This is a genomic window from Allofournierella sp. CML151 (assembly GCF_027853465.1).
Taxonomy (GTDB): Bacteria; Bacillota; Clostridia; order Oscillospirales; family Ruminococcaceae; genus Allofournierella.
On sequence record NZ_JAPNNW010000001.1, the window covers coordinates 264,377 to 282,380 of the forward strand.

19 protein-coding genes are annotated in these 18,004 nt (G+C 59.1%); 12 read left to right on the forward strand and 7 right to left on the reverse strand.

The window, feature by feature from the left end; translation table 11 throughout:
• Window positions 1-3 precede the first annotated feature (3 nt).
• Window positions 4-1,410, forward strand: a complete 1,407-nt coding sequence (locus PH256_RS01315) for an aminopeptidase (protein ID WP_270912668.1) — start codon at window positions 4-6, stop codon at window positions 1,408-1,410.
• Window positions 1,411-1,517: 107 nt separating this feature from the next.
• Here PH256_RS01315 and PH256_RS01320 read toward each other — a convergent pair whose 3' ends face one another.
• From PH256_RS01320 to PH256_RS01335, 4 genes are all read right to left on the reverse strand, one after another.
• Window positions 1,518-1,895: a PH domain-containing protein gene (locus tag PH256_RS01320; protein ID WP_058965120.1), complete on the reverse strand. Its 378-nt coding sequence runs from the start codon at window positions 1,893-1,895 to the stop codon at window positions 1,518-1,520.
• Between the two features lie 116 nt (window positions 1,896-2,011).
• Window positions 2,012-2,518, reverse strand: coding sequence for an ABC transporter ATP-binding protein (locus PH256_RS01325; protein ID WP_270912669.1), 507 nt, complete (start codon window positions 2,516-2,518; stop codon window positions 2,012-2,014).
• Window positions 2,460-2,729 (reverse strand): ABC transporter permease, encoded by a 270-nt coding sequence (locus PH256_RS01330; RefSeq protein ID WP_270912670.1) that lies wholly within the window; start codon window positions 2,727-2,729, stop codon window positions 2,460-2,462. The genes PH256_RS01325 and PH256_RS01330 overlap by 59 nt, the downstream gene beginning before the upstream one ends.
• Window positions 2,716-3,981 (reverse strand): efflux RND transporter periplasmic adaptor subunit, encoded by a 1,266-nt coding sequence (locus tag PH256_RS01335; RefSeq protein WP_270912671.1) that lies wholly within the window; start codon window positions 3,979-3,981, stop codon window positions 2,716-2,718. Before PH256_RS01335 ends, PH256_RS01330 begins: the two co-directional genes overlap by 14 nt.
• Here PH256_RS01335 and PH256_RS01340 point away from each other — a divergent pair.
• Genes PH256_RS01340 through eutM form a run of 10 tightly spaced genes read left to right on the forward strand, consistent with a single transcriptional unit; the run spans window position 3,940 to window position 10,212 of the window.
• Window positions 3,940-4,197 (forward strand): hypothetical protein, encoded by a 258-nt coding sequence (locus PH256_RS01340; RefSeq protein ID WP_270912672.1) that lies wholly within the window; start codon window positions 3,940-3,942, stop codon window positions 4,195-4,197. The genes PH256_RS01335 and PH256_RS01340 overlap by 42 nt on opposite strands.
• Complete coding sequence (locus PH256_RS01345) at window positions 4,194-4,829, forward strand: hypothetical protein (protein WP_270912673.1); 636 nt, start codon at window positions 4,194-4,196, stop codon at window positions 4,827-4,829. Before PH256_RS01340 ends, PH256_RS01345 begins: the two co-directional genes overlap by 4 nt.
• Window positions 4,814-5,656 (forward strand): ethanolamine utilization protein EutJ, encoded by an 843-nt coding sequence (gene eutJ, locus PH256_RS01350; protein ID WP_058965097.1) that lies wholly within the window; start codon window positions 4,814-4,816, stop codon window positions 5,654-5,656. The genes PH256_RS01345 and eutJ overlap by 16 nt, the downstream gene beginning before the upstream one ends.
• Window positions 5,657-5,661: 5 nt before the next feature.
• Window positions 5,662-5,967, forward strand: coding sequence for a BMC domain-containing protein (locus PH256_RS01355; RefSeq protein ID WP_058965096.1), 306 nt, complete (start codon window positions 5,662-5,664; stop codon window positions 5,965-5,967).
• The gene (locus PH256_RS01360; protein WP_058965095.1) at window positions 5,961-6,227 is read left to right on the forward strand and encodes a EutN/CcmL family microcompartment protein; all 267 of its coding nucleotides are present in this window, start codon (window positions 5,961-5,963) and stop codon (window positions 6,225-6,227) included. The genes PH256_RS01355 and PH256_RS01360 overlap by 7 nt, the downstream gene beginning before the upstream one ends.
• Before the next feature lie 32 nt (window positions 6,228-6,259).
• The gene (locus PH256_RS01365; protein WP_058965094.1) at window positions 6,260-6,892 is read left to right on the forward strand and encodes a cupin domain-containing protein; all 633 of its coding nucleotides are present in this window, start codon (window positions 6,260-6,262) and stop codon (window positions 6,890-6,892) included.
• A gap of 12 nt (window positions 6,893-6,904) precedes the next feature.
• Window positions 6,905-7,552: a BMC domain-containing protein gene (locus PH256_RS01370; RefSeq protein ID WP_270912674.1), complete on the forward strand. Its 648-nt coding sequence runs from the start codon at window positions 6,905-6,907 to the stop codon at window positions 7,550-7,552.
• Window positions 7,553-7,588: 36 nt separating this feature from the next.
• Window positions 7,589-9,217, forward strand: coding sequence for an acetaldehyde dehydrogenase (acetylating) (locus PH256_RS01375; RefSeq protein ID WP_270912675.1), 1,629 nt, complete (start codon window positions 7,589-7,591; stop codon window positions 9,215-9,217).
• A 22-nt stretch (window positions 9,218-9,239) separates the two neighbouring features.
• Entirely contained in the window at window positions 9,240-9,878 is a 639-nt protein-coding gene (locus PH256_RS01380; RefSeq protein ID WP_270912677.1) for a phosphate propanoyltransferase, read from the forward strand.
• Window positions 9,879-9,927: 49 nt separating this feature from the next.
• Window positions 9,928-10,212 (forward strand): ethanolamine utilization microcompartment protein EutM, encoded by a 285-nt coding sequence (gene eutM, locus PH256_RS01385; RefSeq protein WP_058965090.1) that lies wholly within the window; start codon window positions 9,928-9,930, stop codon window positions 10,210-10,212.
• A 106-nt stretch (window positions 10,213-10,318) separates the two neighbouring features.
• Here the strand turns inward: eutM and PH256_RS01390 are convergent, their stop codons facing one another.
• The 3 genes from PH256_RS01390 to ahpC form a co-directional block, all read right to left on the reverse strand.
• The gene (locus tag PH256_RS01390) at window positions 10,319-11,119 is read right to left on the reverse strand and encodes a class I SAM-dependent methyltransferase (RefSeq protein WP_270912678.1); all 801 of its coding nucleotides are present in this window, start codon (window positions 11,117-11,119) and stop codon (window positions 10,319-10,321) included.
• 79 nt (window positions 11,120-11,198) lie between these two features.
• Window positions 11,199-12,809 (reverse strand): FAD-dependent oxidoreductase, encoded by a 1,611-nt coding sequence (locus PH256_RS01395; RefSeq protein ID WP_270912679.1) that lies wholly within the window; start codon window positions 12,807-12,809, stop codon window positions 11,199-11,201.
• Between the two features lie 76 nt (window positions 12,810-12,885).
• A complete protein-coding gene (gene ahpC / locus PH256_RS01400) occupies window positions 12,886-13,449 on the reverse strand; it encodes an alkyl hydroperoxide reductase subunit C (protein ID WP_270912680.1) in 564 nt (187 codons plus the stop codon).
• Between the two features lie 271 nt (window positions 13,450-13,720).
• Here ahpC and PH256_RS01405 point away from each other — a divergent pair, with 271 nt between their 5' ends.
• On the forward strand, window positions 13,721-17,968 hold the full coding sequence (locus PH256_RS01405; protein ID WP_270912681.1) for a choice-of-anchor I family protein: 4,248 nt from the start codon (window positions 13,721-13,723) through the stop codon (window positions 17,966-17,968).
• Window positions 17,969-18,004 lie beyond the last annotated feature (36 nt).

Below are 18,004 nucleotides of genomic sequence, written 5' to 3' on the forward strand. Positions count from 1 at the left end.
CCAATGAACAAGGAAAAGACCAAGGGCCAGCTGCTGGCCGACGAGCTGTTCTACGAAGCGCCTCTGGCGGCGGACAGTGCAGCCGACGCCTTTGAAAAGGCGAATGCCTTCTGCGAGGGCTACAAGACCTTCCTGGACGAGGGCAAGACCGAGCGCGAGTGCACCAGCTATGCAGAGAAGATGCTGGTGGAAGCGGGCTACAAGCCCTTTGAGCCCGGCGTGGCCTACCAGCCCGGCGACAAGATCTACACTGTGAACCGTGCCAAGAGCATCCTGGCTGCCACCATCGGTACCAAGAGCATGGCCGAGGGTATGCACCTGAACATTGCCCATGTGGATGCACCCCGTCTGGACCTGAAGCCCAACCCCCTGTACCAGAGCGCCGACCTGGCCCTGCTGCAGACCCACTACTACGGCGGTATTCGCAAGTACCAGTGGCCCACCCTGCCTCTGGCGCTGCACGGTGTGGTGTTCAAGAAGAATGGCGAGAAGGTGGAGATCAACATCGGCGAGAAGCCCGGCGATCCCGTTTTCTGCATCACAGACCTGCTGCCCCATCTGGGCGCAGAGCAGAACGCCCGCAAGCTGAGCGAGGGCATCACCGGTGAGGAGCTGAACATCGTGGTCGGCTCTCTGCCTTACGAGGACGAGGAAGTGAAGGACCGGGTCAAGCTGCTCACCATGAAGCTGCTGAACGAGATGTACGGCATCACCGAGCGGGACTTCAACCGTGCCGAGATCGAGGCTGTGCCCGCCCAGAAGGCTGTGGATGTGGGCTTTGACCGCGGTCTGGTTGGCGCTTACGGTCAGGATGACCGCATCGATGCTTATCCGGCGCTGGTGGCGGAGATCGAGACCAAGAATCCTGCCTTCACTACTGTCTGTGTCCTGACTGATAAGGAAGAGATCGGTTCCGACGGCCCCACCGGCCTGGCCAGCATGTATGTGTTCCACTTCATGCAGCAGCTGTGCGCTGCCCATGGCGTGGACAGCATCACCTGCTTCAAGGCTTCCAAGTGCCTGTCTGCCGATGTGACCGCGGCTTACGATCCCACCTTCTCCAGCGCCTTCGAGCCCCAGAACAGTACATACGCTGGTAAGGGTGTGGCTCTGGCCAAGTACACCGGTTCCCGCGGCAAGGGCGGCGCCAACGACGCCAGCGCCGAGCTGGTGAGCTATTTCACCCGCATTTTTGACGATGCCGGCGTGGTGTGGCAGCTGGGTGAGATGGGCAAGGTTGACCAGGGCGGCGGCGGCACTGTTGCCAAGTACGTGGCAGCCCATGACATCGACACCCTGGACGTGGGCGTGCCGGTGCTGAGCATGCACTCTCCCTTCGAGCTGGCCTCCAAGGTGGATATCTATATGGCTTACAAGGCTTTCAAAGCCTTCAACGAGGCGCAGGAGTAATTCGCCTTTTGCGCAGCAAAACAAAAAGAACAGGGGTGCTTCCCAAACCGGGAAGCACCCCTGCTTTTTTCTGCGCCGAAAACGACGAGAATATGCGTCAAAGAGGCTTATTTCAGCGTGTAGGTGCTGATGCAGCGGCACAGCGCGCCCACATCGGTTCTGGCGGCAAACTCAAATCGAATCTTGCCCAGACCGCTGAACCAGAGCTCCAGCTCACTGTCGATATCCAGCACACCGGCGGTTTCCACCGAGAAGGCCTGAATCTTGCTGTAGGGCAGGGAAGAGATGTCCTTCTTCTTTCCGGTCAGCCCCTGAAGGTTAATGGCAAAAATGCGGCGGTTGGTGAACACAATGGCATCCCGCACCGTTTTGTAGGCCTGAATGATCTCTTCATCCGGGATCATCATGGGCTGCAGCATTGCCAGATAGGCAGAAGGATCGGCAGCGGCGAGCTTGTAAGCGGTGGGGTTTTTAAAATCGATCATGACCAGAACCTCCAATGTGTGAAAAGATTATGGGAAGAAGTTTCCCTTTTTCTCTTGATTACCATATTTTCCCGATTTCGTCAAGAGAAAATCAACGGAAGGCTGCGCCAGTAAGTTCATTGGTCGGTGAGCACGCCGTCCCGCAGATGCAGGATACGGCTTGCAGCGGAGGCTACCGTCAGGTCATGGGTGATCTGGATGATGGTGTGCCCCTGCCGGTTCAGCTGGCGGAACAGTTCCAGAATCTCCTGCCCGGTGCGGGTGTCCAGTGCGCCGGTGGGTTCGTCGGCCAGAAGGAGGGCGGGCTTACCCACCAGTGCACGGGCAATGGCTACCCGCTGCTGCTGGCCGCCGGAAAGCTGATTGGGCCGGTGCCGAAGCCGATCCCCAAGCCCCATGGCGGTCAGACTTTCCACGGCCAGCGGGGCTGCCTGCTGATGGGAAAAGCCCCGCAGCAGCAGCGGCATCATCACATTTTGCAGCACGTCGTACTGGGCCAGAAGGTGATAGCGCTGAAAGATGAAACCGATTTTCCGGTTGCGCAGCGCGGCCAGCTGCCGTGCATCAAGGTGGAACACGTCTTCTCCGTCCAGCGAATAGCTGCCCCGGTCGGCGGTGTCCATGCATCTGCTGGTAGTCCAGATTCACAAAGATCGTATCAGCAGACATGCCGGAATACTGGGCTTCCGCCTCATCCTTCGCACCCTGACCAATGGCGGTCACCAGAACGATGGTGGCGGTGCCCACGATAATGCCCAGACTGGTGAGCAGAACGCGGCCCTTATTTTGCAGAGCGTTCGTCCGCACCAGTCGGAGCAGCTCACTGATCCGCATACACTTCCTCCACCAGAACCACGTCGCCGTCCTCCAATCCGCTCTGGATTTCGGTAAGGCGGCCGTTGGAAAAGCCGGTGGTCACCGGCTGGCGGCGTAGGGTGTTGTCTTCGCTCGCCAGGAACACGTAGCTTTCGCCTGCATCGAACTGGATGGCTTTGTTGGAAACGGCAAGCACATCCGTTTTCTCTTTGATGATGAGCGTAGCGTTTGCACCCATGCCGTCGTACAAGGGCTGTTCGCCCGGCTCGAAGGATGCGGACACCTCGAACTTTCCTGCGTCATTCTGAATCTTGGAAACCGACTGAACGGTGCCGGAAAAAGTGGCTTCCGGGTAAGCATCCACATAGAAGGTAAGTGCCTGGCCCGGCTGCACCTGACCCACATCCACCGGATCGATCTGCAGAACAAGGCTGCGCTGTGTCTCGTCACCGATCTTTGCCAAGGGTGTGGCCGGGTCGGCTGCTGTGCCGCCGGTTCCGCCCAATGCGGTCACGATTCCCGGCCGATCCGCCCGCAGTGTGGGATCGTTGCACAGCTGCAACAACTCGTCATAGCTTTTCTGTGCCTTGTCCCGTTCCAGCTCGGCGGCTTTGCGCTGGCTTTCCAGAGTGGTCTGATCCGCCGCGGCCTGCTGCCGAAGTGTTTCGATCTGCCGATCCTCCTTCTGCCGCAAGGCCTGCCGGGCTTCGTCGCTTTCCCGCAGCTTTTGTTCCGCCTGATCCAGCTGGCTTTGCACCTGATCACCGGCGCTTTTGGCTTCGTCGGCCTGCCGCTGCTTTTCCGCAGCCTGGCCCTCATAATCGGCGGTGGCCGCTTCATCGCGGGTGCGCTGTACGTCGGCGGTGTCCACCTCGTTCTGGGCAAGCTTGCGGCGGGCTTCCTGAAGCTGCTCCTCGGGAGCGCCCTGCGCGATCAGTCCGTCCAGCTCCTGCTGCAGCTGGGCCCGCTGTTCCTCCAGCTGGCTGAGTCGGCTGTCGCAGTCCGCAATCACCTGGGCACGCTGCTGCTGTTTGTCCAGCAGTTCCTCGGCCTCCTGCCGGGCGGTCTGCTCGGTCTGGCGGTGCCCGTTCAGCTGGTTTTTCAGCGTCTGCTTTTCCGTTTCCAGAGCTTCCTGCTCTGCGCTTTTCTGCTCGCTGCCCGAGGCACGCAGCTGGTCGATCTTCTGCTGCAGCTGTGCGTCGGCGTCCGTTTTCTGTTGGGTCAGGCGATGCTGGGCATCGGCGGCGCGACCCCCAAAGCGGCGGTACACAACCTGATCCGGCAGATCCGGAACCTGATGAAGCGGATCAACGAGCCCTTCTATGTGACCGATTGCCGGGTGGAAAAGGAAGCGTTTCTGGAGCAGGTGCCGGTCATGGCCCAGAAGGCCATGCAGGACGGCTGCACCGAGACCAATCCCCGGGTACCGGAACCCTGTGAACTGGAAGGCCTTTACAGGGAGCTCTGTAAAGGGGGCCCGGTATGAAATTCATCACCGAGCAGGATCTGCGCAGCCGCTACCGCGCGGAACTCTTTACCAGTTACACACCGGAACCGGGCACCCGCCTTACCCCCGGAGCCCGGCAGTTTCTGACCGACCGGGGCATCCGACTGGAAGCGGACGGTCCCAAAAAGCCGGCCGCTCCCACCATGGAACAGCCCGCCATCCAAAGCGCAGAAAACAGCGATGCGCCCAAAGCGGACTGGCAGCTGGATCTGAAAGAATTACAGGCGGAATTTTTGCAGGCGGGTCTGGACCTGATGGACCGGGACGTGCTTGCAGCGGGCCAGGTCTTTGATCTGGAACGCAGGCTGGCCCGGCTGGCTGGGGAAGAACCGGTCGAGCAGGCCGAGTGGCTGGCCCTCTGCCCCCGGTGCACCGGCATCGGCCCGGAAAACTGCGGCCAGTGGATGGAGGACTGCTTTGAAGTCACCGGCTTCCACGCCCAGACCCCCGGCGGAAAAACGCTGGTCAGACTGCATCTGCTTCGCTGCGGCCTGCGCCGTCTGGAAGCTCACCTGCCGGAGGAAAAGAAGCTGCCGGCCCATTGCATTATTAACCGATTGTCTCAGATGATCTGCCATTCATTTGGAGGAACCGTATGCCAGAAGAAGTAACATTTGCAGAATGCGACCGCCTGGTCAAAGAATTTGAACAGGTGATCAAAAAGCCGGTGAAAACGCCCTCTTCCGTTTACTATACCGGCGTGGATCTGGGAACCGCCTGCGTGGTGCTGGCGGTTCTGGATGAAAACCGCCGGCCGGTGGCAGGCGCATACCGGTATGCAGATGTTGTTCGGGACGGCATGGTGGTGGACTACATCGGAGCCATCCGGCTGGTGCGGGAGATGAAGGAGGAGCTGGAGGAAAAGCTGGGCACCGAGCTCATCTACGCCGCAGCCGCCATCCCTCCCGGCACCGACAGTCTGGACGGCGGCGCCATCAAGAACGTGGTGCAGGGCGCAGGCTTTGAAATCACCGCCCTGCTGGACGAGCCCACCGCCGCAAACCAGGTGCTGAAGATCAAAAACGGCGCCGTGGTGGACATCGGCGGCGGCACCACCGGCATCTCCATCCTGAAGGACGGCAAGGTGATCCGGGTGGACGACGAGGCCACCGGCGGCACCCACTTTTCGCTGGTGCTGGCGGGTGCCTACAAGATGGAATTCGGCGACGCGGAAAAATACAAGCGCCAGCCGGAGCACCACAGCGAGATCCTGCCGGTACTGAAGCCGGTGATCGAGAAGGTGGCAGCCATCATCAGCCGTCAGGTGGAAGGCTACGACGTTCAGGGCCTGTATCTGGTGGGCGGCACCTGCTGCCTCACCGGCATCGAGTCCATCATCGAAAAGAAAACCGGCATTCCCACCTACAAGCCCCGCAACCCCATGTTCGTCACCCCGCTGGGAATCGCCATGAGCTGCACCGATCAGGAAATGGAGTGAGCGCCATGGAGTGTCGAATCATCAAATCCCCCAGCCCGGGCACGCTGGAGATCCTCTCCCGCCGCAAGGGCTCGGGGCAGGCGAATAAGCTGGAGCAGGTGGATGCCATCGGCCTGGTACAGGGGCGGCTGATCGAGATGGTCTGCGCCGCCGATGTGGCCGAAAAGGCGGTGGGCGTGACCGTGGAGGACATCCGCGGCAGCTGCCCGCAGAATATGATTTTACTTGCAATCTTCGGCGACACCGCTTCGGTGGAAGCGGCGCTGGAGGAAATCAAACGAAGAGAAAAGGAGGGGCAGATGGAATGGTAACCGCAAGACTCACCGGAAACATCTGGGCCACCCGCAAGGCGGATGGCCTGAACGGCTACAAGCTCCTCCTTGCTCAGGTAATCGGCGGCACACGAGCCGGGGAGCGGATGGTGGTCATCGACACCATCGGCGCCGGAATCGGCGACCGGGTGATCGTGGCCACCGGTTCCTCCGCCCGGCGGATGCTGGGCGACGACGAGATCCCCGCCGACGCGGCGGTGGTCGGAATTATCGACGAGGACTGCGACTTTGAGGAATGACCGAAAGCGCGGTCAAGAGAGGACGTGAAACTATGAAGCAGCTGATTTGCGCGGCGGATGTGGAAGCGCTGAAGCAGGCGGGCAAGACCGTTTGCGTGGTAACGCCGGGGGCCATCGTGACCCCCTCGGCCCGGGATGCTGCCGAGGCACTGGGCGTCACATTCGCGGACAAGGAACCGGAATGCGCTCCGGCTCCGGCCTGCTGCGGCCCCGAGCTGGACAGCGAGAAAATCTATCAGGTGCTGAAGGTGCTCATGGAAAAGGGCATGCTGGAAGGTTTACTGAATACAAAACCCTTCCAGGAGCAGCGCCATTCCAACGGCCTGAAGGTCGTTCGCGGCAACACCGTGAAGATGGATGTGTTTGACACCGGCAACCCCAATGCAACTGCCTATTTCCAGGAGCTGGTGAATAAGGACGAGTCCCACATCAGCGCGGGCTTTCTGGTGATCGAGAACTCCAGCTTTGACTGGGAGCTCACCTACGAGGAGATCGACTATGTGATCGAGGGCACCCTCACGGTGACCATCGACGGCACCACCTACACCGCCCATGCGGGCGACGTGCTGTTCGTTCCCTCCGGCTCCAAGGTAACCTGGGGCTCGCCGGACAAGGCCCGGGTGTTCTACGCCACCTACCCGGCGAACTGGGCGGACCTTCTGTAAGGAGGGGCGCGCATGCAGGCACTGGGAATGATCGAAACCAGAGGGCTGCTGGCCTCCATTGAAGCGGCGGACGCCATGCTCAAGGCGGCGGATGTGACCCTTCTGGACCGTACCAAGGTGGGCGGCGGACTGGTGACCATCTCGGTCACCGGCGACGTGGCGGCGGTCAAGGCCGCCGTGGACGCGGGCGCTGCCGCCGCTGAACGGCTGGGCGACGGGCTTCTGGTCACACAGCATGTGATCGCCCGCCCCCAGCAGGACGTGGAGCTGCTCTTCCGCCCGCCGGAGGAAAAAGCGGCGAAACCAAAAGAGATTCCGGAAGAGCCGTCTGATGAGGGCGGCGAGGAACCTCTGCCGCAGGAGCCTGAGCAGACTCAGGAGCCGGAGCAGGAACCGGAGCAGCCCGAACAGCCCGCACAAAAGCAGGCGGTGGGTCAGATCAGCCGGGAATGGTGCGATGCACTGTTCCGGGAGGAGGGAACCGCCCGCCTGATGGAGCTGCTGGGCAGCTGCTCGGTGGTAAAGCTCCGCTATCTGGCAAGAAGCTATCCGGAATTTGAAATTGCGGGCAGAGCAATCTCCAAGGCGAACCGCTCCCGCCTGCTCAAGGAATTTGAACGCTGGTATGACCGGCAGGCCGCGGAACAAACGGCGCAATAAAACGACTGGGCAAAGAACCAGGGAAAGGATAAAACAATGGAACAGTTTGATCTGGATCTGCGCTCCATCCAGGAGGCCAGAGATCTGGCCCGCAAGGGTGCCGCCGCCGCAAAGCAGATGGCCGGCTACACCAGCGAGCAGATCGACCGGATTCTGAAGAGCATGGTGGAGGCAGCGCGTGAGCACGCCGCATGCCTGGGCAAGATGGCAGTGGAGGAGACCGGCTTTGGCAAAGCGCTGGACAAGGCCTATAAAAACCACGCCGCCTCGGTGCTGCTGTACGAGGACATCAAGGACATGAAGACCGTGGGCATCATCTCCGAGGACCCGGAAAAGAAGATTCTGGAGGTTGCGGCTCCGGCCGGTCTGATCATGGGCATCGTGCCCTCCACCAACCCCACCTCCACCGTGATCTACAAATCCATGATCGCCATCAAGGCGGGCAACGCCATCGTGTTCTCGCCCCATCACTCGGCTGCAAAATGCACCCTGAAGGCCGCCGAGATCATGCGCGAAGCTGCCATCAAGGCGGGCGCTCCGGAAGGCATCATCGGCTGTGTGTCCATGCCCACCATGGCAGCCACCAATGAGCTGATGCACTGCAAGGAGGTTGCACTCATCATCGCCACTGGTGGCCCCGGCATGGTAAAGGCCGCTTACAGCGCAGGCAAGCCCGCCATCGGCGTGGGCGCGGGCAACTCTCCCGCCTACATCGAGCGCTCGGCAGATGTGAAGGCCGCTGTGGATGCCATCATGGCCAGCAAGACCTTCGACAACGGCACCATCTGCGCTTCCGAGCAGTCCATCATCTGCGAGACCTGCAACCGTCAGCAGGTGGTGGATGAGCTGAAGCGCCAGGGCGCTTACTTCATGACCCGCGAGGAGACCGAAAAGGTCTGCCGCCTGCTGTTCAAGAACGGCCACGCCATGAACGCCAAGTTCGTGGGCCGTACCCCGGACGTGATCGCACAGGCCGCGGGCATCTCCATTCCCATGGGCACCCGGGTGCTGATCGGCGAGCAGGACGGCGTGGGCGAGGGCTACCCCCTCTCTTACGAGAAGCTGACCACCGTTCTGGCCTTCTACACCGTGGAGGATTGGAAGCAGGCCTGCGAGCTGAGCATGCAGCTGCTGCAGAACGGCATCGGCCATACCATGAGCCTGCACACCCAGAACGAGGACATCGTCCGCAAATTCGCGGTGAAGCCTGCTTCTCGCATTCTGGTGAACACCGGCGGCAGCATGGGCGGCACCGGCATCAGCACCGGCCTGAACGTGGCCTTCACTCTGGGCTGCGGCACCTGTGGCGGCAGCTCGGTATCCGAGAACGTGAGCCCCCTGAACCTGATCAACGTGAAGAAGGTGGCCTACGGTCTGAAGAACTGCGCCACCCTGCTGCAGGATGACAAGTCCTTCTGCCACCCCGATCTGGGCCGCACCGCAGCTCCCACGGCGGAATGCTGCGCTCAGCGTCCGCTGGACTTCAGCCCCGCGGACATCGTGGCCTCCTTCGAGCGGCGGCAGGGCTGCCCCAGCTGCGGCGCAGCGGTGCAGGAATCCAGCATCGACACTCCGGAGCAGCTGAAAAACGCTTCTCAGGGCTTCACCGATGACGCCCATCTGGCAGAGCTGGTCCGGAACCTGATCGCTTCCATGAATCACTGATTTGGAAAGGAGCGGCGAACCAATGAGTCAATGCGATGAACTGCTGGCGCTGCTGATGGAAGCAGTGAAGCAGCAGGCAGCTCCCGGCGGGGAAGAGAAGCAGATTCCGGTGGGTGTTTCCAACCGGCATGTGCACCTTTCCCAAAGTGACCTGGACCGGCTGTTCGGCCCCGGCCACACGCTGGAGAAGATGAAGGATCTTTCCCAGCCCGGCCAGTACGCCTGCAAGGAGACGGTCACCGTCTGCGGCCCCAAGGGTGTGATCGAAAAGGTGCGCATCCTTGGCCCGGTACGCAGCCAGACCCAGGTGGAAATCCTGGCAGCCGACTGCTTCAAGCTGGGCGTGAAAGCCCCCATCCGCCTGTCCGGTGATCTGGACGGCACCCCGGGCGTCACACTGGTGGGCCCGAAGGGCTCGGTGCAAACCGAAAAGGGCGTGATGATCGCCCAGCGCCACATCCACATGCACCCGAAGGACGCCGAGAAATTCGGCGTGCACGACGGCCAGTGGGTGGATCTGCAGGTGGACGGCCTGCGGGGCGGCGTGCTGAAAAACACAGTGATCCGTGTGACCAGCGAATCCGCGCTGGAATGTCATGTGGATACCGAAGAGGCGAATGCACTGGGCCTTGGCTCCGCGTCGTCTGTTCGGATCGTATAAACAACATTTGCTGAATCAAACATTATAAAATTTTCAGGAGGAAATTATTATGAAGTACGATGCTCTGGGTATGATCGAGACTAAGGGTCTGGTAGGTTCCATCGAAGCGGCCGACGCCATGGTAAAGGCTGCCAACGTCACCCTGATCGGCAAGGAATTCATCGGCGGCGGTCTGGTTACCGTGATGGTTCGCGGCGACGTGGGCGCCGTGAAGGCTGCCACCGACGCCGGTGCCGCCGCTGCTCAGCGCGTGGGCGAGCTGGTATCCGTTCATGTGATCCCCCGCCCCCATGCCGAGGTGGAGACCATCCTGCCTTCCGTGAAGGAAAACTAAATTTATCTTCCCCCATTTCTCTTCTCACAGCACTGAATCCATAGAGCAGAACGGCCCCCGAAGGATTTTCCTTCGGGGGCTGTTCTGTATGCAATTGAGGAAAGCTTTAGAACTGTAGGTGTATCATTTTTACCATGGAGAATCGGTCAGAAAGCTTCATGTTGAGCCGTGTGGATAATTTCAGCCCGGTTCTGGGGATATGGCAATAGAAGGGTTCTTCTGTAAGGACCTGAAGTCGATAACCGGTTTTGATGGCCAACTCCTGGGCGGTATCCACCGCAAAAAACATCTGCACATTGGAGTGGCCGACCTGTTTCATGTATTTTTTCTGTATCATCAAAAGCCCGGTGCTACTTACGGCGTCGAAGACAAGCTCAATATTTCCGTAAGCAGCCAGCATCCGAAACAGACGCAGAATTTGAGTTTCTTCAAAGTAATGGAATAATCCGCCTGCGGTTACAAGCAAAGGTGTGTGCGGCAGCTCTGTGCGGATCCGATGAATCCATGTTTCAGAAAAAGCATCTCCGGCGATAAGGTGCTCCCGTTCCGGCTCTCCAAGCAGTTCTTTTCGGAAGTCAATCACATGGGGCAGATCCAACGCATACCAGAGGGTCCGCCCGTTGTCGCAGCGGAAATAGGCTGTTTCCAGTCCGCAGCCCAGTTGAACGATTGCACCGTCCGGTTTGCGTGTTAAAAAGTTTCGGACAAAACGGTCCATGTTGGCTGCCCGGCAGGCGGAGGCAAGCAGTGCATATTGGCTCTGATGGGGTTGTTCTGTGAGGGGAAGCTGCAGCTTCAGGTTCAGCGCACTCTTATCGTACAGGATATGCGGGTATCGTTCACTGGCGTATATTCTGCCCAACAGAGGAATAAATAGCGTGTCTTCTATGATTCCGAATTTTGACATGGCGGCTCCTCTTATCTGTTCAAATGACGGATTCTAAGCAGCTTGCGCCGCACGGATATCCGTGCGGCGCAAACTGTTTTCAGGAGTTCAGCAGTTCCAGAAGCTGCGGAAGGTTCTTTTTGCCAAAGAGAATTTGTTCGCCGTCGTTGACTACCAGGCAGGGAACGCTCATTACCTGGTATTTCTCCCGCAGATCGGGGAAATGGTTCAGGTCATATACCTGTGCCGTCACCTGAGAATGAGCCGCAGCCAGACGCTGAGAAGCGGTCACCAGCTCCGGGCACATGGTGCAGGATAGGGAGACCAGCACCTGAAGCTTCACAGGCTTTTGAAGGGCCTGAATGGCCGCTTCGGTCTGCGGGTCCAGGCTCTGGCCGGGCCCGGCAGCATTGTACAGGCCCAGAACGAAGGAGGTGAACTCATGCCCGCCGGGCACGCCGTGGAAAGCAAGCCCAGTCCAGCTGCCGTCCTCGCGGCAGACCTGTACACAGGGCAGGTGCTCTGCTCCGGACGGCTCGGCCAGCTCCACCGTCAGTTTATCTGTATGGCTTGCCAGCTCCTCCATATACCCGTGCAGTTCCCGGGAGGCGGGGGTCTGATCCAGGAAAAGGCGAAGAATCAGGGAAGAGGACATCCGGTCAAAAAGGGTGCGAAGCTGCGCAGCCATCTCCTCGCTGATGAGTTCGCTGCTGCCGGAAACAGATTCCGGGGCTGTGCTGCGCGCTGCAGGCTGCTGGGGGCGAATCCCGGTTTTGGCCTGCATGGCAGCGCACAGCAGCTCCAGCTGAGTGGCAGCCAGAGCGCCGTCTCCCACGGCAGTGACCACCTGGCGCAGCGGCTTGACGCACACATCTCCGGCGGCATACAGCCCGTCCGCCGAGGTTTTCTGGCTGCGATCCGTGAGGATGTAGCCCTGCTCGTCCAGTTCTGCCACACCCCGGGCGAGATCGGTGGAGGGGGAGTAACCAGCAAAGACGAATACGCCGAAGGTTTCTCCCTCCGCCGCCCGGTGCTCGGTTTCCTGTCCGGTTTTCGTGTTACGGATCCGGATGCGGCGGGGAGCGGTATCGCCGGAAAGCTCCACCACCACGGTGTTGGTCAGGATGCTGATTTTTTCGTGATTCCGGGCAGCATCCGCCACAGCCTGCGCACAGGTGAAGTCCTCCTCCCGGATCAGGATGGTCACATGGCGGGCATATTTGGTGAGAAATACGCTTTCCTCCGCAGCAGCAAAACCACCGCCCACCACAAAAACATCCTTGCCGGTAAAGAATTCACCGTCGCAGGTGGCGCAGTATGCCACACCCCGGCCCCAGAACTGTTCCTCTCCGGGGAAGCCGATCATGCGGGGATGCGCGCCGGTGGCCAGCAGTACGCCGAAGCACTGCAAGGGGCCCCGGCTGGTCTGCACGGTTTTGATCTCACCGGTCATGTCCAGCGCCGTAACCTCTGCCAGCAGAAACTCTGCGCCGAAATGCTCCGCCTGTTTGCGCATGGTTTCGGTAAGCTGGGTGCCGCTGGTGCGCTCCACGCCGGGATAGTTGACCACCTCGGAGGTGATGGTGATCTGCCCGCCGAAATGGTCCTTTTCCACCACAACCACCCGGTAACGGGCCCGTGCCAGATAAAGAGCGGCAGTAAGCCCGGCCGGGCCGCCGCCGATAACGATTACATCGTAGAAATTGTTCATACTGAAACCCATTTGCCCATGGCCCGAAAAGGGCCATGGGTCTTTGTCAGGAGTGTGATTGGCAACCGTTTTCTCGTTACAGCTGGCCCACCAGATCCAGGCTGGGCTTCAGAGTCTCTGCGCCGGGCTCCCACTTGGCGGGACATACCTCGTCACCGTGCTTTGCCACGAACTGACAGGCCTGAACCTTGCGCAGCAGCTCATCGGCGTTGCGGCCCACGTTGCCTGCGTTTACCTCATAGGCCACAATTTTGCCTTCCGGATTCACGATAAAGCTGCCGCGCTCCGCCAGACCGTCGGCCTCAATGTATACCTCAAAATCCTTTGCCAGGCAATGAGTAGGATCTGCCAGCATGGGGTACCGGATCTTCTGAATGCGCTCGGAAGCATCGTGCCAGGCCTTGTGGACAAAGTGGGTGTCGCAGGAAACCGCGTAGATCTCGCAATCCACCGCCTGGAACTTCTCGTAAAGATTCGCCAGATCCTCCAGCTCGGTGGGGCAGACAAAGGTAAAGTCAGCGGGATAGAAGAAGAAAACGCTCCATTTGCCCAGCACATCCGCCTTGCTCACAGCGCGGAAGGCGTTGTCCTGGTAACACTGGACGGTAAAATCGGCAATTTCTTTCTGAATCAGGGACATAGAAGTGTACCTCCATTTCAATGTGATTTTGATGCTGGCCTGCAAATGCGAACCATTACTGAAATTATATGCAAACGCAGTAGAACCGTCCAGTTGTGATTGGAAACAGTTTCTTTCTTTTCTTGCACACCCGAAAAAACAGGTGCGGCGAATTTTACGATAAATTAACGAAAGCATGGCGGAAGCTGGGTGCAAAACCCGTTAGCATAGGAAAAGGGTGTGGATGAATCCAAAATCCTAATTCTAGCTTGAAGGAAAAGGAGAGCGCTTTATGAGAGACACATGGAAGCGTAGACTGGTGGCGGGAATCATGGCCGCCACAATGGCTGCGTCAATGTTTCCCGGCGGGCTGACGGTTGCGGCCGAGGAAGGAACAACCGCCGGAATCCCTTATAACCAGGATGGGGGATATGATGTAACGGTCCCTCATGTTCTGGTCAATCAGGTGTACGGCGGAAGCGATGACGGTTATGCCAGCCACAGCTTTATTGAACTGTACAATCCCTGTGATGCGGCGGTGGATCTGACCGGCTGGGAGCTGCAGTACCGCTCCAGTACAGACGGCGGAGACACTGCTTGGCACGAGCTTTCCCTGACCGGAACGATTCCGGCAAAGGGCTATTATCTGGTGCGCTGTGCGGCGGTTGCCGATCCTTCCGGAGACTATCAGGTTCCGGCCGGAGACCAGGAATGGGAGGTTGCCCTTCACAACAAGGGTGTGGCAGTGGCGCTGTTCAGCCAGGATGTGACCCTTGACGAGAACTTCTTCGGAGCCATTACGGATACGAACCGTCCGCAGGGATATGTGGATCTTCTGGCTGTTCAGGGGAATGATACGGAAGAGGCACAGGTACCTCCGGTGTATGAAGGTGCGTATTCCGATATCCAGTCCAAGAAAAAGGCAGTCCGCAGAAATGCGTTCACGGATACAGACAACAATCAGACTGACGGCGGCGAGGTCAGCTATGCGGATACAGTGGACGCCGAGCAGGGCCCGCATAATTCCAGCGGGGAAACCGGCAGCGTAACACCGTCCGAGCCGGAAGGCGAACCCCTGCGCACCGGCAGCTTTGAGGAAAACGCAGCCCTCACGCTGGAGCGGCTGAACAGTGTGGCCATCGGAGCGGCAAATAAGGATGGCGGCGTTGCAGAGATCGTTTCCTACAATGCGGACACCGGTGAAGCCTATGTGGTCAATGGTCAGGATGGACTTTTGTACCGCCTGGCTGTTTCGGAAACCGGGCTGGCCATCAAGGACGGCAAGGATATGCGGGGCCTGGTGGAGGGCTTTGCCTATGGCGATATGACCAGCGTGGCCGTGGATACGGTCAATGATCACATTGCGGTGGCGCTTCAGGCGGCAGGCTATGCGGACAATGGCCGCATCGTTCTGCTGGATTATGATTTCAACATGATCGCGGCCTATGAAACCGGTGTTCAGCCGGATATGGTTACCTTCACCCACAATGGCCGCATGATCCTTTCCGCCAACGAAGGCGAGCCCCGGGAGGGCTACGGGGAAGGCACGGTTGATCCCGCCGGCTCGGTTTCCATTGTGGATCTGGTGGAGGATACCGTGACCACCGCCGGGTTTGAAGCCTTCGACGCAGCGGAGCTGGCCGCAAACGGCGTGCTCATAGGCGTTGTAAACGGCCAGATGAACACCGCCGCAGCGGATCTGGAACCGGAGTATATCGCGGTTTCCCCCGATGATGCCAAGGCATATGTTTCCCTGCAGGAAGCAAACGCCATTGCTACGGTGGATCTGAACAGCAAGACCATCACCTCGGTCAGGAGCATGGGCTTCAAGGATCTGAGCCTGGAGCAAAATGCCATCGATCTGGTGGAGGACAAAAAGTACGAAGCCAAAACATATCCGGGTGCGTTGGGCGTTTACATGCCGGATGCCATCAGCGTTTTTGCGGCAAACGGCACCAGCTATCTGGTAACGGCCAACGAGGGCGACGCACGGGAATGGGGCGACTATGTCAACGAGGCAAAGGCGACCCTGACCGCCTCCGATGGCTCCCAGGCGGAAAAGGTGCGTGTGCTGGACAAAGGCTGCACCACCGTACCGGATGCCGCCAAGGAATACCTTTACGGCGGCCGCTCCTTCGCCATTTATAATGCGGATACCATGGAGCTGGTCTACGAGAGCGGGAATGATTTTGAGGCAAGGACTGCCGTCTATCTTCCCAGCTGGTTCAACTGCTCCAACGACAATACGGATATTGACGATCGCAGCGCGAAGAAGGGCCCGGAATCGGAATCCGTTACCGTGGGTCAGATCGGCAGCTGCACCTATGCGTTTATTGCACTGGAGCGCATCGGCGGTGTTATGGTCTACGATGTGACCGACCCGGCCAATGCCAGCTATGTGAACTATATCAATACCCGTGATTTCAGCGAGGCAATCAAGGAGGATGTGTCCCCGGAGGGACTGTGCTTCCTCTCCCTGAACGGCAAGCCGATGCTGCTGGCAGCATGTGAGGTTTCCGGCACCGTTGCGGCCTACTCCTTCGGAGGCAGCGCGGCTGGTAATGTGCCGGAGGGCCCGGACTACGAGCCCATTCCGAACAATGCTGTGATTCTGTACACAAACGACGTCCACTGTGCCATGGAGGATTATTCCGCCCTGGCAGCCTACCGGCAGCAGATGCTGGACGAGGGCTATTCCACTATTACCATCGACGCGGGCGACGCGGTGCAGGGCGAGGTGATCGGAACTCTGACCGAAGGCTCGGCCATTGTGGAGCTGATGAATTCCGTGGGCTACGATTATGCGGTGCCCGGTAACCACGAGTTCGACTATGGCATGGATGTATTCAAGCAGCTTTCCGGGCAGACGGAAGCGGATGTGATGCCGGAATATGAATATCTGAGCGCCAATTTCGTGGATCTGAAGACCGACGATACGGTGTTTGATGCATATGATATGGTGTCTGTTGCGGGTCAGAAGGTGGCCTTCCTGGGAATTGCCACCCCGGAGACCTATACAAAATCCACACCTGCCTATTTCCAGGACGAAAACGGAAACTACATCTACAGCTTCTGCGAGGATGCGTTTTACGAGACCATTCAGAATGCGGTGAACGCCGCCAGAGCAGAGGGTGCAGAGCTGGTCATCGCGGTGGGTCACCTGGGAACCGACGCAGGTTCGGAGCCCTGGCGTTCCACCGATGTGATCGCCAATACCACGGGCATCGATGCGTTCATTGACGCACATTCTCACAGCACCATTACGGACGAAGCGGTCAAGAACAAAAATGGGGAAGACGTTCTGCTCACCTCCACCGGCACTAAGTTTGAAAACTTCGGCAAAATGACCATCTACGCGGATGGCAGCATTACCAGCCAGCTTCTCAAGCCGGAGGAGGTGGATGTGGACGCCACCGCTTCTTCTCTGGCAGCCTACGAGGAGACTCAGGCAATCATCGATAAGTATGAGGAAATGCAGGAGTTCACCTACGAGGAGCTGGGCTCCACGGAAGCGGCTCTGACCACCGTGAATCCGACCACCGGCGACCGGATTATCCGCAACCGGGAAACCAACCTGGGCAACTTTGTGGCGGATGCCTATCAGGTGACCACCGGCGCGGACATTGCCTTTGCCAATGGCGGCGGAATTCGCGCAAATGTGGACAAGGGCATTGTGACCCGGAAAAATCTGATGGATGTGAACGCATTCGGCAATACCATGTGCGTGCTGAAGGTTACCGGTCAGCAGATTCTGGATGCGCTGGAATGGAGCGCCCATGCCCCGCTGAATGAGGAGGGCACCGGTCTGACGGAAAATGGCGGCTTTATGCACACCGCCGGTCTGACCTATGAGATCAATCTCCATGTGAAGGAAAGCCCGGTTCTGACCGACAGTCAGGGCGTATACACCGGCATCGATGCCTCCAAGCCCCGCCGGGTGCAGAATGTGAAGGTGAACGGCAAAGCCATTGATCCGGCGGCTTTCTATACGCTGGCAGGCAGCGCGTATACCCTGCAGAGCGGTGGTGATGGCTACACCATGTTCAAGGGTGCGGAAGTGGTACAGGAGGATTGCGGAAAGGATCAGGATCTGCTGATCCGCTACCTGCAGAATGATCTGAAGGGTATGATCTCTGCGGCGCAGTACGGCAATCCCTACGGTCAGGGCCGCATCAAGCTGATCGACGCAGCCTCCGAGGAGGCACATCGCTTCGTGGAAACCGAGCGTGTGGAAGCGACCGGCGATCAGGACGGCTACATCAAGTATGTGTGCAGCATCTGCGGAGAAACAAAAACCGAGGTGCTGCCGAAGCTGGGCCCGACGGCAACTCCTTCCACCGACGACAGCAGTTCGTCTCAGGAATCCGTTTCCCAGAATGCTTCCGGCGCGAACAGCACCACTGCCGCACCCAAACCGGCAAATGGGCCTCAGACCGGCGACTCGGCCAATCTGGTGGTCTGGGTTGGCGTGCTGCTGCTGGCGTCTGCCGGAATGATCGGTACCGTGATTTACAGCAAAAAGCAAAAGGAAAAGTACTGAGCATTCGCTGAGTAAAAGACAAAAGGAGCGATACCG

Bases quoted from the DNA above. Each gene is read 5' to 3' on its own strand.
- PH256_RS01380 (WP_270912677.1), top strand. From the start codon at position 9,240: ATGAGTCAATGCGATGAACTGCTGGCGCTGCTGATGGAAGCAGTGAAG.
- eutJ (WP_058965097.1), top strand. From the start codon at position 4,814: ATGCCAGAAGAAGTAACATTTGCAGAATGCGACCGCCTGGTCAAAGAA.
- PH256_RS01330 (WP_270912670.1), bottom strand. From the start codon at position 2,729: ATGCGGATCAGTGAGCTGCTCCGACTGGTGCGGACGAACGCTCTGCAA.
- PH256_RS01390 (WP_270912678.1), bottom strand. From the start codon at position 11,119: ATGTCAAAATTCGGAATCATAGAAGACACGCTATTTATTCCTCTGTTG.
- PH256_RS01315 (WP_270912668.1), top strand. From the start codon at position 4: ATGAACAAGGAAAAGACCAAGGGCCAGCTGCTGGCCGACGAGCTGTTC.
- PH256_RS01355 (WP_058965096.1), top strand. From the start codon at position 5,662: ATGGAGTGTCGAATCATCAAATCCCCCAGCCCGGGCACGCTGGAGATC.
- PH256_RS01340 (WP_270912672.1), top strand. From the start codon at position 3,940: ATGCTGGGCATCGGCGGCGCGACCCCCAAAGCGGCGGTACACAACCTG.
- eutM (WP_058965090.1), top strand. From the start codon at position 9,928: ATGAAGTACGATGCTCTGGGTATGATCGAGACTAAGGGTCTGGTAGGT.
- ahpC (WP_270912680.1), bottom strand. From the start codon at position 13,449: ATGTCCCTGATTCAGAAAGAAATTGCCGATTTTACCGTCCAGTGTTAC.
- PH256_RS01360 (WP_058965095.1), top strand. From the start codon at position 5,961: ATGGTAACCGCAAGACTCACCGGAAACATCTGGGCCACCCGCAAGGCG.
- PH256_RS01375 (WP_270912675.1), top strand. From the start codon at position 7,589: ATGGAACAGTTTGATCTGGATCTGCGCTCCATCCAGGAGGCCAGAGAT.
- PH256_RS01370 (WP_270912674.1), top strand. From the start codon at position 6,905: ATGCAGGCACTGGGAATGATCGAAACCAGAGGGCTGCTGGCCTCCATT.
- PH256_RS01325 (WP_270912669.1), bottom strand. From the start codon at position 2,518: ATGGACACCGCCGACCGGGGCAGCTATTCGCTGGACGGAGAAGACGTG.
- PH256_RS01365 (WP_058965094.1), top strand. From the start codon at position 6,260: ATGAAGCAGCTGATTTGCGCGGCGGATGTGGAAGCGCTGAAGCAGGCG.
- PH256_RS01345 (WP_270912673.1), top strand. From the start codon at position 4,194: ATGAAATTCATCACCGAGCAGGATCTGCGCAGCCGCTACCGCGCGGAA.
- PH256_RS01320 (WP_058965120.1), bottom strand. From the start codon at position 1,895: ATGATCGATTTTAAAAACCCCACCGCTTACAAGCTCGCCGCTGCCGAT.
- PH256_RS01395 (WP_270912679.1), bottom strand. From the start codon at position 12,809: ATGAACAATTTCTACGATGTAATCGTTATCGGCGGCGGCCCGGCCGGG.
- PH256_RS01405 (WP_270912681.1), top strand. From the start codon at position 13,721: ATGAGAGACACATGGAAGCGTAGACTGGTGGCGGGAATCATGGCCGCC.